The following is a 13243-nucleotide window of genomic DNA, read 5'->3' as shown; positions in this document are numbered from 1 at the left end:
TCGGCATGGATCAACTTCGCCGATCTGGGACGGAAGCGGCAGAAGTGGTCAAGTTCATCCTCGCCTGCGAAGTTGATCCACGCCACCCACGGGCGGCGGGCTCAGTCGAGGAGGGCGGCGTACCCGGGCTTGATGACGTTCTCGATGATGGCCAGGCGTTGGTCGAAGGGCAGGAAGGCCGACTTCATCGCGTTCACCGTGAACCAGCGCAGGTCGGCCCAGGTGTAGTCGAAGGCCTCGGCCAGGGCGGTCATCTCGCTGGTCATCGTGCAGCCACTCATCAATCGGTTGTCGGTGTTCACGGTCACCCGGAACCCGAGGTCCTTCAGCAGGCCGATGGGATGCGTGGCGATGGATTCGGCCGCGCCGGTCTGGACGTTCGAGGTGGGAGCCATCTCCAGGGGGATGCGCTTGTCCCGCACGTACGCGGCGAGCAGGCCGAGGTTGGCGGTTCCGTCGAAATTGAGCGAGATGTCGTCGATGATGCGGACCCCGTGACCGAGACGGTCGGCGCCACACCATTGCAGTGCCTCCCAGATGGACGGCAACCCGAACGCTTCACCGGCGTGAATGGTGAAGTGCGCATTCTCCCGCCGCAGGTATTCGAAGGCGTCCAGGTGCCGGGTGGGCGGGAATCCGGCCTCGGCGCCGGCGATGTCGAATCCGGCCACCTCCTGATCGCGGTACTTGACCGCCAGGTCGGCGATCTCGCGAGATCGGGCCGCGTGACGCATCGCCGTGAGCAGCGCCCGGACCCGGATGCGGTGTCCGGCCTGGGCGACGGCCCGCGTGCCGGCGGCGAACCCGTCGAGGACGGCCTGCACCACCTCGTCCAGGTCGAGGCCCTTCTCCGTGTGCAACTCCGGCGCAAAACGCACCTCCGCGTACACCACACCGTCGGCGGCCAGATCCTGGACACACTCGGAGGCGACCCGGACGAGCGCGTCCCGGGTCTGCATCACCCCGACCGTGTGCGAGAACGTCTCCAGATACCGCTCCAGCGAACCGGAGTAGGCCGCCTCGGAGAACCAGCGGGCCAACTCCGCCGGGTGCGTACTGGGCAGCTCCGCGTATCCGGTGTGCTCGGCCAGTTCGATGAGCGTGACCGGGCGCACGCCTCCGTCCAGATGATCGTGCAGCAGGACCTTCGGCACCGTTCGGATGTTCTCTGCGGTCAGGGCCGGAGTGTTCGTGATGGGCATCCGCAGACGTTACCCGGGACCGGCGTCCGGAGCGGAACCCGCAGGTGAACGGCAACCACCGGACGTCTCCCGGGTCCGTGGACGAGCGGACTGTCGGTGGTGTCATTTACCGTCTCTTGGTATGACGGACGTGATAGTCGCGGAAGGGCTCACCAAGCGGTACGGCGAGACCACGGCGCTGGCCGGGGTCGACCTCGCGGTGGCCGAGGGCACCGTGCTCGGCCTCCTCGGGCCCAACGGCGCCGGGAAGACGACGGTGGTGCGCATCCTGGCCACTCTGTTGCGCGCCGACAGCGGTCGCGCCGTGGTCGCCGGGCTCGACGTGGCCCGGCAGGCCGACGAGGTCAGGGCGGTCATCGGCCTCACCGGCCAGTACGCCGCGGTGGACGAGTACCTCACCGGAGCCGAGAACCTGGAGATGGTGGGCCGGCTCTACCACCTCGGCCGGAAGGAGTCGCGGCGACGCGGAGCCGACCTGCTCGAGCGTTTCGACCTGGCCGACGCCGCGAAGCGACCGGCCAAGACCTACTCCGGCGGCATGCGACGACGGTTGGACATCGCCGCGTCGCTCATCGCCCGGCCCAAGGTGCTGTTCCTGGACGAACCAACCACCGGGCTCGATCCCCGGAGCCGGCAGGGGATGTGGGATTTCATCGCCGACCTGGTGAAGGACGGGACGACGATCCTGCTCACCACGCAGTACCTGGAGGAGGCCGACCGGCTGGCCTCCTCGATGGTCGTCATCGACCATGGCCGGGTGATCGCGCGCGGAACCGGGGACCAGCTCAAGTCCCAGGTCGGCGGTCAACGGCTGGAATTCATCACCGCGCACGCCGAGGATCTGGCCGGCCTGGCCGAGTTGCTGGCGCCGCTGGCGGCGGAGCCGATCGCCATCGACGAGCAGGCGCGCACGCTCAGCATGCCGGTCGCCGCCGGCGCCGACGACCTGGCCTCGGCCATGGACAAGTGGCGCGGTTCGGGCATCGAGCTGATCGACGTCGGACTGCGCCGACCCGACCTCGATGACGTCTTCCTGATCCTCACCGGGCACAACGCGGTGACCGAACCGGCCGCCGACTCCAAGGAGAAGAAGTGACGACCTTCGCCGAAGGCATCGCCGATGGTGTGACGATCACCAAGCGAAACCTGATCAAGCTCAAGCGGGTTCCGGACCTGATCGTCTTCGCCACCCTGTCCCCCATCATGTTCGTGCTGCTGTTCCGGTATGTGTTCGGCAGCGCGATCTCCACCGGGGGCATCGGATACGCCGAGTTCCTGCTGCCGGGCATCTTCGCGCAGACGGTCTTCTTCGGCAGCACCATCACCGGTTCGTCGCTGGCCGAGGATCTGCAGAAGGGACTGATCGACCGTTTCCGATCGCTACCCATGGCGCGGTCGGCGGTCCTGGTCGGCCGAACGGTGGCCGACATCGGACTCAACATCGTGACGATCTTCGTCATGTCCGTCACCGGTTACATCGTCGGCTGGCGCATTCACACGTCGTTCTTCGAGGCGCTGGAAGCCTTCCTCCTGCTGTTGGTCTTCGCCTTCTCGATCTCGTGGTTGATGGCCACGCTCGGTCTGCTCGTGCGGACCCCTGAGGTGTTCAACAACGCCAGCTTCATCGTGATCTTCCCGCTGACCTTCGTCGCGAACACCTTCGTCCCGAGCAGCGGATTTCCGACGGTGCTGCGGGTGTTCGCGGACTGGAATCCGGTCTCCACCATCACGCAGGCCATCCGGAACCTGTTCGGCAACACCTCGACGACGCTCAAGATCTCCAACGCCTGGTCGATCCAGCACCCGGTCACCTACACGCTGATCTGGATCGTCATTCTCCTGGCCGTCTTCGTACCCTTGGCGGTGCGCCAGTACCTCCGCAGTGCCCTTCGATAGCCGAGCCAAGAGCGGTCAGCCACGCACCGCGTCGATGACCAGGACCCGGTGCGGCACCGCCGTTCCGGGGGCCGCGATGTGCAGGGCCCCGTCCAGATCGGCCAGCGCCTGGTCGAACCGCTCGGGGGTGTCGGTGTGCAGTTCGAACAACGGCTGCCCGACCACCACCGCGGCACCGGGCTTGGCCAAGCACAGGACTCCCGCCGCGGCCTGGATCGGATCCTCCTTGCGCGCCCGGCCCGCCCCGAGACGCCATGAGGCGACGCCGACCGCGTGGGCATCCAACGCGGTCACCACCCCATCGGCGGCGGCGGTGACCACATGACGTTCCTTCGGCCGCGGCAGGACGAAGTCGGGGTCGCCGCCCTGCGCGGCGATCATCGCCCGCCAGGAATCCATGGCCGCACCGGAGGCGAGTACCTCCGCCGGGTCGACGTCCAGTCCGGCCAGGCCCACCATCTCGCGGGCCAGGGAGATCGTCAGCTCCACCACGTCCGGCGGGCCGCCGCCGGCCAGCACCTCCACCGACTCGGCCACCTCCATGGCGTTTCCCACCGCCACTCCGAGCGGGGTCGACATGTCGGTGAGCAGGGCGGACACCCGAACGTCGTGGGCGGCGCCGAGGTCCACCATGGTCCGGGCCAGCTCCCGGGCCCGATCGACCGACTTCATGAACGCCCCCGATCCGACCTTGACGTCCAGGACGAGCGCATCGGTACCCTCGGCGATCTTCTTGCTCATGATCGACGCCGCGATCATCGGGATCGATTCGACCGTCGCGGTGACGTCGCGCAGGGCGTACAGCTTCCGGTCGGCCGGCGCCAGATCGGCCGATGCCGCACAGATCACCGCACCGACGTCGGACAGCTGACGGATCATCGCCGCCGGCGACAACCCGGCCGTCCACCCGCTGATCGACTCCATCTTGTCCAGGGTGCCCCCGGTGTGTCCGAGACCCCGCCCGGACAACTGCGGGACCGCGGCCCCGCACGCCGCGACCAGTGGCGCCAGCGGCAGCGAGATCTTGTCCCCGACACCGCCCGTCGAGTGCTTGTCGACCGTCGGACGGCCGACCCCGGACAGGTCCAGCCGAATGCCGGAGGCGATCATCGCCGCGGTCCACCGGGCGATCTCACCCGGCGTCATGCCGTTGAGCAGGATGGCCATCAGCAGCGCCGACATCTGCTCCTCGGCGACCTCGCCGGCGGTGTACGACGAGATCGTCCAGTCGATCTGCGCGTCCGTCAGCACCTGCCGGTCCCGCTTGGCGGCAATGACATCAACGGCGGCAAAACCGGACATGGACGACTCCTTGTGGCTGGCGCCACCCGGGTGGAGGCGCCGACCCCTGCAGTATCGCCGTTTCCGAGTTTCCGGTTCCCGGAGGGTCGACCGGTCGGGGCCGGCCGCCGCGTGAGACCCCGGCCGCTAGCCTGAGCGCACAGCAGGCTCGCGCACCCCAGGGAGAACACGTATGTCCACGCCCCACATCGATGCCGACCCCGGCGACTTCGCTCCGGCGGTGCTGATGCCGGGCGACCCGCGGCGGGCCCAATTGATCGCCGAGGCCCTGTTCGACGAACCCAGACTGGTCAACGACGTCCGCGGTATCCTCGGCTACACCGGAACCATTGGCGGGCAGCCGATCTCCGTCATGGCGTCCGGTATGGGGTGCCCGTCGATCACCATCTACGCCACCGAGTTGTACCGGTTCTTCGGGGTGAGGCGCATCATCCGGGTGGGTACCGCGGGCGCGATGCAGGAGGCGTTGCAGCTGGGCGACGTGATCGCCGCCTCGGCCGCCCACACGGACTCGGCCATGGCCCAGGCCCGCATCCCCGGGGTGTCGATGAGCCACGCTCCGTCGTTCAACCTGCTGCTCGCGGCCGTCGAGGCCGCCGCCACGGCCGAGGTGAAAATGCAGGTCGGACCGATCTTCTCCTCCGACCATTTCTACGTCAGCCGCCCCGAGACCGCAGCCGCCCTGATCGCCCACGGAACCCTGGCCGTGGAGATGGAATCGGCCGCCCTGTACGCCGTGGCCGCCGCCGAGCGCGCCGAGGCATTGACCCTGCTGACCGTGACCGACCACCTGGGCCGCGGCGAGAGGATGACACCGAAACAGCGGGAGGACTGCTTCCTGGACATGTCGACGGTCGCGATCGCCGCGGCGCTGAGCCGATGACCGACGCCGCCCGCATCAGCTCACCCGACTTCGGGGCCGCACTGACCGCCGGCGCCGTGCCGGTGCTCCCGTTCGGCGCCTTGGAGCAACACGGCCCGCACCTCCCGCTGGCCACCGACACCATCATGGCCGACGGTCTGGCCCGGCGGATCACCGAAGAGATCGGCGGGATCCTGTTGCCGCCGTTGCCCTACGGCCAGACCTCGGACAACGCCGGGTTCGCCGGCACGATGACTCTCGCCTTCGACACGGTGCGGGCCATCGCCAAGGACATCGCCACCGCCCTGAAGCAGCAGGGGGCCCGCGGATTCGTCATCGTCAACGGCGACTTCGGGAACCAGGCGCCCCTGCGGCAGGCGGCCCGGGAGATCAGCGAGCATCTGGATCTGCCGATCCTCGTCGTGAACTACCCGGGAATGGCGGAGATCGCGGCCGACCTCTGCACGACCGAACCGGCCGGCCTCGGGCTCTACCACGCGGAGGAGTTCGAGACCTCGCTCGTCCTGCACCTGCAGCCGCAGGACGTGCGCATGGAACGGGCCGTCGCCGAGTACCCGGACTACCCGGCGACCTTCCCGGCCGTACTCACCGGGCTCGAGAAGCTCTCCCGCAGCGGGGTTTTCGGCGACCCCCGGCCGGCCACGGCTGATCTCGGCCGTCGGTTGCTGGATCGCCTCACCACCGAGGCGGTCGCCCTCGTCAACGCCTTTCTGGCCACCCTCCCGGGCTGACAGCCACGCCAGGGTCCCAAGGGGGGAATGGCCACCCATCGCGCCGATTCCCGGGAGCTCGTCCGATCGTCCACGATCGACAAGGCTGTGCCGAGCAGACCTTCCCGCACCGGCAGACCGTCAGAACCCGTAGTCCTGGATGGACTTCCCGTGGCTGGTGTCGGTGAGCTCGGCCAGACGCGGCCGCAACGCCTCGACCACCGCCGGGACGTCGACGGTGAGCAGCCGGCGGTCGGCCATCAAGACCTGCCCGGCGACGATGGTGGTCGAGATGTCGGCCGAGCGAGCGCTGAACACCAGCGTCGATGCCAGGTCGTGGACGGGCTGGGTGTGCGGACCGGACAGATCGACCAGGATGACGTCGGCGACGTGCCCGGGCGCCAGCGAGCCGGCCACGCCGCCCAGCCCGACCGCGGCCGCGCTCCCCAGCGTCGCGATCCCGAGCACCTGACGGGCCGACATCCAGAGTTCGTCCTGCTCGACGTACTTCTGCATCAACGACGTCATCAACATCGATTCCCACACGTCCAGGGTGTTGTTCGACGCGGCGCCGTCGGTCGCCAGCCCGACCGCCACTCCGGCCGACAGCAGCGCCCGGATCGGCGTGGTCTCCTCCCCCACCTTCATGTATCCCTTCGGAGCGCTGCCGACGCCGACCCGTCCCCGCGCCGCGGCCAGCAGCGGTAGGTCCTCCGGCACGATCCCCTTGCCGTGGGCGATCAGGGTGCGGCCGTCGAGGATGCCGGTCGAGGAGAGCACCTGGATCGGCGACAGTCCGCGCTCGGCGCGACTCTGCCGGGTCTGGATGCGGCTCTCCGCGGCGTGGATGTGGACCAGCAGGTCGTGGTCGCGTCCGGCGGCGGCCGTGCGGCGCAGGTCGTCGTCGTTGACGGTGTACTCGGCGTGCGGGGCAAGGGAGGTGGTGATCCGTCCATCGGCGGACCCGTTGCGGTCCAGGGCGAACCCGAGGCCGCGGTCGAACCCGGCGTGACCTTCGGACGAGAAGAACGTCCAGCCCAGGTTGGCCCGCATCCCGGTCTCGTCGACCACGTCGGCGATCCGGTCCATCATGAAGTAGTGGTCGGCAAACGTGGTGGTGCCGCTGGCGATCATCTCAGCGCAGGCCAGGCGCATGGCGAGGGTGACGTCCGACTCGGTCAGATTCACCTCCATCGGCCAGATCTTCTTGTTGAACCAGTCCGAGGTGCTGACGTCCTCGGCGGCGCCGCGGAACATCACCATCGGCGAGTGGGCGTGGCAGTTGATCAGACCGGGCATCGCGACCTGCCCCCGGCCGTCGATCACCCGGGCCGCCGGATCGGAGTACGGCTCGGTCGATACCGAGACGATCCGCCCGTCGGCCACCAGAATCGTTGCCCCGTCAAGGAACTCGATGGTTCCGTCCGCCGTGTGGGTCAGGGCGACGACGTCGGTGATCGCCAGATCGATCGATTCGGGGTTGCGCATGAGGTGGTCCTTTTCGTCCGCGGCCGGGAACAGCTCGGACCAGTTTCCCAGCCGGGGATGCCGCCACCCGCCACCGGCGACACACCGGTCGGCCGGACACCCGCGGCGCGGGGCGGATAGGTTGGCCAGGACGACACCACCCAGGCAGGACGAGGATGGATGACCGACACCACCGTTGACCAACGTTTCGTCGAACTCAACACGCAGAGTCTGCGCGCGGCCGGGCGCGGATCGCTCGACGAGGCAGCGACCCTGGCCGATCGATCGGCCGACATCGGATCGCTGCTCGGGGTGGCCCTGTCCACCTACCTCCGGACGTCCGAGCACGACGGCGTCTACGACCGGCCGGGAGCGTTCGAGGCGTTCATCGCCGGCGGGGGCAACGTCGATCTCTACCGCCGGACCAGCGCCGCTCTGGCCCGCTCCTACCCCGGGGCCGGGTCGTTGCTGGACATCGGGTGCGGCAACGGCCTGGCCCTGGTACCGGCCCTGCGGCAATCCGCCACGGTGCCCCCCGAACTCGACCTGGTCGAACCCGGCCAGGACCTGCTCGACCATGCCCTGGCCGCCCTCACGGCCACAGCGCTGCCGATCCGGATCACCGCCTGGCGGATGGGCCTGAACCCGTTCCTGGACTCGGCCCCGGCCACCCAGCGCTGGGACCTCGCGCAGTCGACCTTCGCGCTGCAGTCCATCGAACCAGGCCCGCGGTCCGCCGCTCTGCGGCAGCTCGCCCAGCGGGTCGACCGGCTGGTGATCATCGACTTCGACGTGCCCGACGAGAAGGCCGGGAGCGCCGAGCACCTGCGCGGCCTGGCCGCCCGGTACGAGCGTGGGTTGGCCGAGTACGACGACACCCGCGACCTCGTCGCCCAGGGCTTCCTGATGCCGGTGCTGCTCGGCCAGATCACCCCCACGACACCACGCACCAACTGGGAGCACACCGCAGAGTTCTGGCGGGCGCAGGTCGCCGACGCCGGTTTCCGGAACGTCACGGTGCGGCCACTGACCGACTACTGGTCGGCCCCGGCGTTCCACCTGACCGCCGACGGAGCCGCCCGGTAGCGCCCGAATCCGGCCGATTCCCCGCCCCGCAAGATCGACAAGTGCGGCCGGACAATCAGTTTCACCCGGCCGGACGACTGGCACTCGGAGGCGTCGAGTGCTAAAACGGAAGGTGCACAGCCTCGTAACGGCCGCCGCCCGGGCCGCCGTTGATGTCGTAGGAGGTGATCGCTGTGCTGACCTTTGATCCATTCCGTGACCTGGACCGCCTGACCTCGCAGATGACCGGCGCCATGGCCGGCACCGCCCGGGTGCCGCGATTCATGCCGATGGATCTCTACCGTTCGGGTGACCACTATGTGCTGCACGCCGACCTGCCCGGGGTCGACCCCGGCTCGGTCGACCTGAACGTCGAGAACGGGACCCTGACCATCACCGCGCAACGGACCGCCCGGGGTGACGAAGACGTGCAGTGGATCGGTTCGGAACGATTCACCGGCACCTTCCGCCGCCAGCTCGCGCTGGGCGAGGGTATCGACGTCCAGAAGATCGCCGCCACCTACGCCAACGGCGTGCTGTCGGTGACCATCCCGCTGGCCGAACAGTCCAAGCCGCGCCGGATCAGCATCGAGACCAAGGACACGCCAAGGGTGATCGAGAGCGCCGACGCCGGGGCCACCTCCGGGAAGGGCTGAGCCGCTCGGTCCCGCGCCGGCCTCCGGACCGTGCGCGGGACCACCAGCGCGGGAACGCGAGCGCCCGCATACCACCGGCCGGTCAGGTGACACCGAGCAAGCCGATCAGGCGGGCAACGCCCCGGCGACAACCTGTCCGCGGCACACGACGGCGACGATGTTGTCCGGATCCAGAAGCGAGACGTCCTGCCACGGGCGCCCTTTCATGACCAGGAAATCCGCGCCGAATCCCGGGGCGATGGTCCCCACCGACGTGCCCAGCCCGACCGCCGAGGCGGCGTCCGAGGTCGCCGCCCGCAACGCCTGGGCCGGTGAGTGGCCGAGCACCTCGACCATCCGGACGAGTTCGCGCCACTGGTCCCCGAACTCCAGGAAGTAGCCGTTTGCGTCGGTACCCAGGACGAACCGGACGCCGGCCTGGGCGGCGCCCCGGAGCAACTCGTCCCGGGCCGAGACCAGGGCCGCGGCAATGGATTGCGCCTCGTCGGACACGGGTACCTCGGCCCGGGCGATCATGTCGTTGATCAGCAGGGTCGGCGCCACCGGGATCCCGCGTCGGGCCAGCACCGCCGCCTGATCCAGCGTCATCCCGGTGCCGTGCTCGATCGAATCCATGCCCTCGTCGAGGGCGATCTGGATGCCCTCGGCCGAATGGGTGTGGCAGGCGACCAACATGCCCAGCGCGTGCGCCTCGTCCACGGTGGCGGCGATCTCGGCACGAGTGTGGTTGCGCCAGGCCACCTTGTCGCCCATCGAGAGCACACCGCCGCTGGTGTAGGTCTTGATGCCGGTCAGGCCGGCCCGGGCCCATCGCCGCACCAGAGCTCGGCAGGCGTCGGGCGAATCGGCGGTCGGCGGACGGTCGGTCACCGCCCGCGGGGTGAACAGATCCAGGTGGCCGGCCGTCATCCCGACCGGGCCGGAGGCCAGCAGGCGTGGGCCGGGCAGGATCCCGGCGTCGAACACGCGGCCGATGGCGGCCTGCGTCTCGTCGGCGCCGAGGTCGCGCAGGGTGGTGACGCCCAGACGCATGGCCTTCTGGGCGTTCGCCGTGGCGTGCAGCGTCTGTTCCTCGCGGATGGTCACCAGCGGCCAGGTGAAGGTGTCGAACCCGCGCACGTTCGACCGGCCACCGGCGTACCCGAGCAGATGGACGTGCGTGTCGACCAGGCCCGGAATGACGCTGTACTGCGCCTCGCCGGTCGGTTCGCCCACCGCCGTGATCGAGTCACCGGTCCAGCTCAACGAGCGAGCCCCCAGGTCGGAGACGCCGTCGAAGACGGCCACCGAATCCAGCGACGTCATGCCGGGAGGTGTTCCGGGCCGAAGGCATCGGGCAGCACCCAGGACATCGGCTTGATGCCGGACGGGGTGTCCACCAGCAGCTCCGGGCCGCCGAACTCGTAGATCACCTGGCGGCAGCGGCCGCACGGCATCAGCAGGTCACCGGCGCCGGAGCGGCAGGCCAGCGCGACCAGGCGTCCGCCGCCGGTCAACCTCAGCTGCCCCACCAACGAGCATTCGGCACACAGACCCAGCCCGTACGAAGCGTTCTCCACGTTGCATCCGGTGATGATCCGGCCGTCGTCGACCACCGCGGCGACGCCGACCTGCAGCCCGGAGTACGGACAGTAGGCCAGGTGCGCGGCCTCCACGGCCAAGGCACGCAACGCTTCCCAGTCGTAGTCGGCCATGGTCAGTGACTGCCCTTCCGGTACGGCAGGCCGTCCGCTTTCGGCGGCCGCAGACGTTGGGACGCGAGACCCATGACGAGCAGGGTGATCGCGTAGGGGGCCGCGGTCACGAGCTGCCCGGGCAGCGACGTGGTCAGCATGAACCAGACCAGGCAGAGCACTCCGATCAACAGCGCGACCACCCCGACCATGCGCTGCCCGCGCCGGATCTGGAGGATGGCCACCAGGACCAGGGCCGCCGTGACCAGGAGCAGGAAGGCTCTCATCGCCGTGCCGTCGCTGTCGAACAGGCCGACGCCCTGGGTGTAGCCGAACAGGACCGCCCCCGAGGCCATTCCGCCCGGACGCCAGTTGCCGAAGATCAACGCGGCCAGGCCGATATAGCCCCGCCCGGCGGTCTGCCCGTTGATGTAGTTCTGCCCGACCACCAGGAACGCACCGGCGAATCCGGACATGGCACCGGACACGATCACCCCGATGTACTTGTAGCGCACCACGTTGACCCCGAGCGACTCGGCGGCGTAGGGCGCCTCGCCGACCGAGCGCAGCCGAAGGCCGAACCGGGTCCGCCAGAGCACGAAGCCGGAGAAGATGATCAGCAGGGCGGCGATGACGGTGAGCAGGGACAGCTGGGTCAGCGTGCCGCCGAGGATGCCGGCGATGTCGGAGATCAGGAACCAGCCCTTGCCCTGCAAGGTGTTCAGCCAGTCGGACAGACCCGGGATGGTGATCTTGTAGACGTCGGACACCGGTGGCGACTGCTGGTCACCGCCACCCGGGGCGTTGGCGAACAACAGCTGGGACAGGAACAGGGTGAGCCCGGGCGCGATGATCGAGATGGCCACACCGGCGATGATGTGGTCGACCCCGAAGGTGATGGCGGCCAGCCCGAGCAGCAGGCCGCCGAGGACGCCACAGATGATGCCGAACGCGACGCCGGCCCACGGACCCCACTGGTACCCGGCCCAACCGGCGCCGAAGGTACCCAGGATCATCATGCCCTCGAGGCCGATGTTGACCACGCCGGCTCGTTCCGACCACAGACCCGAGAGTCCGGCCATGGCAATGGGAACCGCGGCCAGGATGGCCGATTGCACGGCGCCGACCGAATCGAGGTTGTCGGCGCCGGTGACCAACCGGACCAGCGAGATCAGGATCAGTCCGGAGAACACCACACCGACCCAGACGACCGGTGGCAACTTCCGCGACCTGGTCGCCGGGGCGGCCCGGGTGATCGGGGCGTCCTCGTCCAGCGTCGTCATGCCGCCACCGCCGTTCTCTGCGACGCGGCCAGGGCCCGCGCGACTTCTCGTTGTTCCAGGGCCACGCCGTACCGCCGGACGATCTCGTACGCGATGACCACCGACAGCAGGATGGTCGCCTGCATGATCGTCACGAGTTGGTTCGGGATGCCGACCCCCTGCAGGGCATTGGCCGACGAGTCGAGCGCCGACCACAGCAGGGCGGCGAACACGATGCCCAGCGGGTGGTTTCGGCCGAGCAGCGCGATCGCGATGCCGATGAACCCGAGGCCGGACGGGAAGTTGATGGAGTACTGCGCCGCGTCGCCGTTGAGCAACTCGGGCATACCGACCAGGCCGGCCACGGCCCCGGAGATCAGCATGGCCGAGACGGCCATCTTCTTCGCGCTGATCCCGCTGGCGACGGCCGCCGCCGGGTTCATGCCGGTGGCCTTGATGGAGAAGCCGAAAATGGTGCGGTTCAACAGGAACGCGTATCCGATGCCGACCACGACGGCCAGCAGGGTGAGCGTGTAGATGTTGGTCAGCGAACCGCTGACGTGGATCACCGGGACCTGACCGCCGTCGGTGATCACCCGGGTCCCCAGGTTGTTGCCGGATTGGACGGCCAGCCGGCCCGGCGCCAGTAGATACGCCACGATGCCGGTGGCGATCGCGTTGAGCATGATCGTGCTGATGACCTCGCTGACGCCCCGGCTGACCTTCAGCCAGACGGCGATCCCGGCCCAGAACGCGCCCACGATCATCGCCAGCACGATCGTCATCGTCACCCGGAGCACGGACGGCAGGCCGTCCATGAAGCCGGCCCCGGCCAGCGCCGCGGCCAGCATCGCGGCCAGCCGGTACTGCCCGTCGACACCGATGTTCAGCAGACCCATCTTGAAGCCGATGGCCACCGCGACCGCGGCCAGATAGTACGAGGCGGCCTGGTTCAGGGTGCCGATGAGCACCCGGGACTTGCCGAAGGCGCCGCCCATGGCCGAGAAGGCGTCCCACGGGTTGTGCTGGGTGAGCAGCAGGATGATCGAGGAGATGATCGCCGACACCAGTAGGGCGCCGATCGGACCGGCCGCGCCGAGCGCGAGTTTGCGTCCGGACATCGTCAT

13 protein-coding genes are annotated in these 13243 nt (G+C 69.0%); 6 read left to right on the top strand and 7 right to left on the bottom strand.

What is annotated here, in order from left to right; all coding sequences use genetic code 11:
• Positions 1–101: 101 nt before the first annotated feature.
• On the bottom strand, positions 102–1202 hold the full coding sequence (locus tag BLS97_RS13225; protein WP_090476565.1) for an adenosine deaminase: 1101 nt from the start codon (positions 1200–1202) through the stop codon (positions 102–104).
• Positions 1203–1323: 121 nt separating this feature from the next.
• Here BLS97_RS13225 and BLS97_RS13220 point away from each other — a divergent pair, with 121 nt between their 5' ends.
• Positions 1324–2298: an ATP-binding cassette domain-containing protein gene (locus BLS97_RS13220; RefSeq protein WP_090476563.1), complete on the top strand. Its 975-nt coding sequence runs from the start codon at positions 1324–1326 to the stop codon at positions 2296–2298.
• Complete coding sequence (locus BLS97_RS13215) at positions 2295–3098, top strand: ABC transporter permease (protein ID WP_090476561.1); 804 nt, start codon at positions 2295–2297, stop codon at positions 3096–3098. Before BLS97_RS13220 ends, BLS97_RS13215 begins: the two co-directional genes overlap by 4 nt.
• A gap of 15 nt (positions 3099–3113) precedes the next feature.
• Here BLS97_RS13215 and BLS97_RS13210 read toward each other — a convergent pair whose 3' ends face one another.
• A complete protein-coding gene (locus BLS97_RS13210) occupies positions 3114–4400 on the bottom strand; it encodes a thymidine phosphorylase (RefSeq protein ID WP_090476559.1) in 1287 nt (428 codons plus the stop codon).
• Between the two features lie 172 nt (positions 4401–4572).
• Between BLS97_RS13210 and deoD the strand changes: the two genes are divergently transcribed.
• Positions 4573–5283 (top strand): purine-nucleoside phosphorylase, encoded by a 711-nt coding sequence (deoD, locus tag BLS97_RS13205; RefSeq protein WP_090476557.1) that lies wholly within the window; start codon positions 4573–4575, stop codon positions 5281–5283.
• Positions 5280–6014, top strand: coding sequence for a creatininase family protein (locus tag BLS97_RS13200; RefSeq protein ID WP_090476555.1), 735 nt, complete (start codon positions 5280–5282; stop codon positions 6012–6014). Before deoD ends, BLS97_RS13200 begins: the two co-directional genes overlap by 4 nt.
• Before the next feature lie 120 nt (positions 6015–6134).
• Here the strand turns inward: BLS97_RS13200 and BLS97_RS13195 are convergent, their stop codons facing one another.
• A complete protein-coding gene (locus tag BLS97_RS13195; RefSeq protein ID WP_090476553.1) occupies positions 6135–7481 on the bottom strand; it encodes an amidohydrolase in 1347 nt (448 codons plus the stop codon).
• Between the two features lie 159 nt (positions 7482–7640).
• Between BLS97_RS13195 and BLS97_RS13190 the strand changes: the two genes are divergently transcribed.
• Together BLS97_RS13190 and BLS97_RS13185 are read left to right on the top strand one after the other, a co-directional pair.
• The gene (locus BLS97_RS13190; protein ID WP_090476551.1) at positions 7641–8546 is read left to right on the top strand and encodes a class I SAM-dependent methyltransferase; all 906 of its coding nucleotides are present in this window, start codon (positions 7641–7643) and stop codon (positions 8544–8546) included.
• A 173-nt stretch (positions 8547–8719) separates the two neighbouring features.
• Positions 8720–9181, top strand: a complete 462-nt coding sequence (locus BLS97_RS13185; protein ID WP_090482155.1) for an Hsp20/alpha crystallin family protein — start codon at positions 8720–8722, stop codon at positions 9179–9181.
• A 105-nt stretch (positions 9182–9286) separates the two neighbouring features.
• Here BLS97_RS13185 and BLS97_RS13180 read toward each other — a convergent pair whose 3' ends face one another.
• From BLS97_RS13180 to BLS97_RS13165, 4 genes are read right to left on the bottom strand one after another with little or no spacing between them, the layout of a single operon-like run.
• Positions 9287–10486 (bottom strand): amidohydrolase family protein, encoded by a 1200-nt coding sequence (locus BLS97_RS13180; RefSeq protein ID WP_090476549.1) that lies wholly within the window; start codon positions 10484–10486, stop codon positions 9287–9289.
• Complete coding sequence (locus tag BLS97_RS13175; protein ID WP_090476547.1) at positions 10483–10875, bottom strand: cytidine deaminase; 393 nt, start codon at positions 10873–10875, stop codon at positions 10483–10485. Before BLS97_RS13175 ends, BLS97_RS13180 begins: the two co-directional genes overlap by 4 nt.
• A gap of 2 nt (positions 10876–10877) precedes the next feature.
• Positions 10878–12137, bottom strand: coding sequence for an ABC transporter permease (locus BLS97_RS13170; RefSeq protein ID WP_090476545.1), 1260 nt, complete (start codon positions 12135–12137; stop codon positions 10878–10880).
• On the bottom strand, positions 12134–13243 hold the full coding sequence (locus tag BLS97_RS13165; protein WP_231988092.1) for an ABC transporter permease: 1110 nt from the start codon (positions 13241–13243) through the stop codon (positions 12134–12136). Before BLS97_RS13165 ends, BLS97_RS13170 begins: the two co-directional genes overlap by 4 nt.

This window comes from Nakamurella panacisegetis (assembly GCF_900104535.1).
Classification (GTDB): domain Bacteria; phylum Actinomycetota; class Actinomycetes; order Mycobacteriales; family Nakamurellaceae; genus Nakamurella; species Nakamurella panacisegetis.
The sequence above is the reverse complement of the archived record's forward strand: the minus strand, read 5'-3'. Positions and strand labels throughout refer to the sequence as shown.

What these genes read in the sequence shown, in the direction of transcription:
- BLS97_RS13225 (WP_090476565.1), bottom strand. Translation starts at nt 1,202, where the DNA reads ATGCCCATCACGAACACTCCGGCCCTGACCGCAGAGAACATCCGAACG.
- BLS97_RS13220 (WP_090476563.1), top strand. Translation starts at nt 1,324, where the DNA reads ATGACGGACGTGATAGTCGCGGAAGGGCTCACCAAGCGGTACGGCGAG.
- BLS97_RS13210 (WP_090476559.1), bottom strand. Translation starts at nt 4,400, where the DNA reads ATGTCCGGTTTTGCCGCCGTTGATGTCATTGCCGCCAAGCGGGACCGG.
- deoD (WP_090476557.1), top strand. Translation starts at nt 4,573, where the DNA reads ATGTCCACGCCCCACATCGATGCCGACCCCGGCGACTTCGCTCCGGCG.
- BLS97_RS13200 (WP_090476555.1), top strand. Translation starts at nt 5,280, where the DNA reads ATGACCGACGCCGCCCGCATCAGCTCACCCGACTTCGGGGCCGCACTG.
- BLS97_RS13195 (WP_090476553.1), bottom strand. Translation starts at nt 7,481, where the DNA reads ATGCGCAACCCCGAATCGATCGATCTGGCGATCACCGACGTCGTCGCC.
- BLS97_RS13190 (WP_090476551.1), top strand. Translation starts at nt 7,641, where the DNA reads ATGACCGACACCACCGTTGACCAACGTTTCGTCGAACTCAACACGCAG.
- BLS97_RS13180 (WP_090476549.1), bottom strand. Translation starts at nt 10,486, where the DNA reads ATGACGTCGCTGGATTCGGTGGCCGTCTTCGACGGCGTCTCCGACCTG.
- BLS97_RS13175 (WP_090476547.1), bottom strand. Translation starts at nt 10,875, where the DNA reads ATGGCCGACTACGACTGGGAAGCGTTGCGTGCCTTGGCCGTGGAGGCC.
- BLS97_RS13170 (WP_090476545.1), bottom strand. Translation starts at nt 12,137, where the DNA reads ATGACGACGCTGGACGAGGACGCCCCGATCACCCGGGCCGCCCCGGCG.
- BLS97_RS13165 (WP_231988092.1), bottom strand. Translation starts at nt 13,243, where the DNA reads ATGACGATGTCCGGACGCAAACTCGCGCTCGGCGCGGCCGGTCCGATC.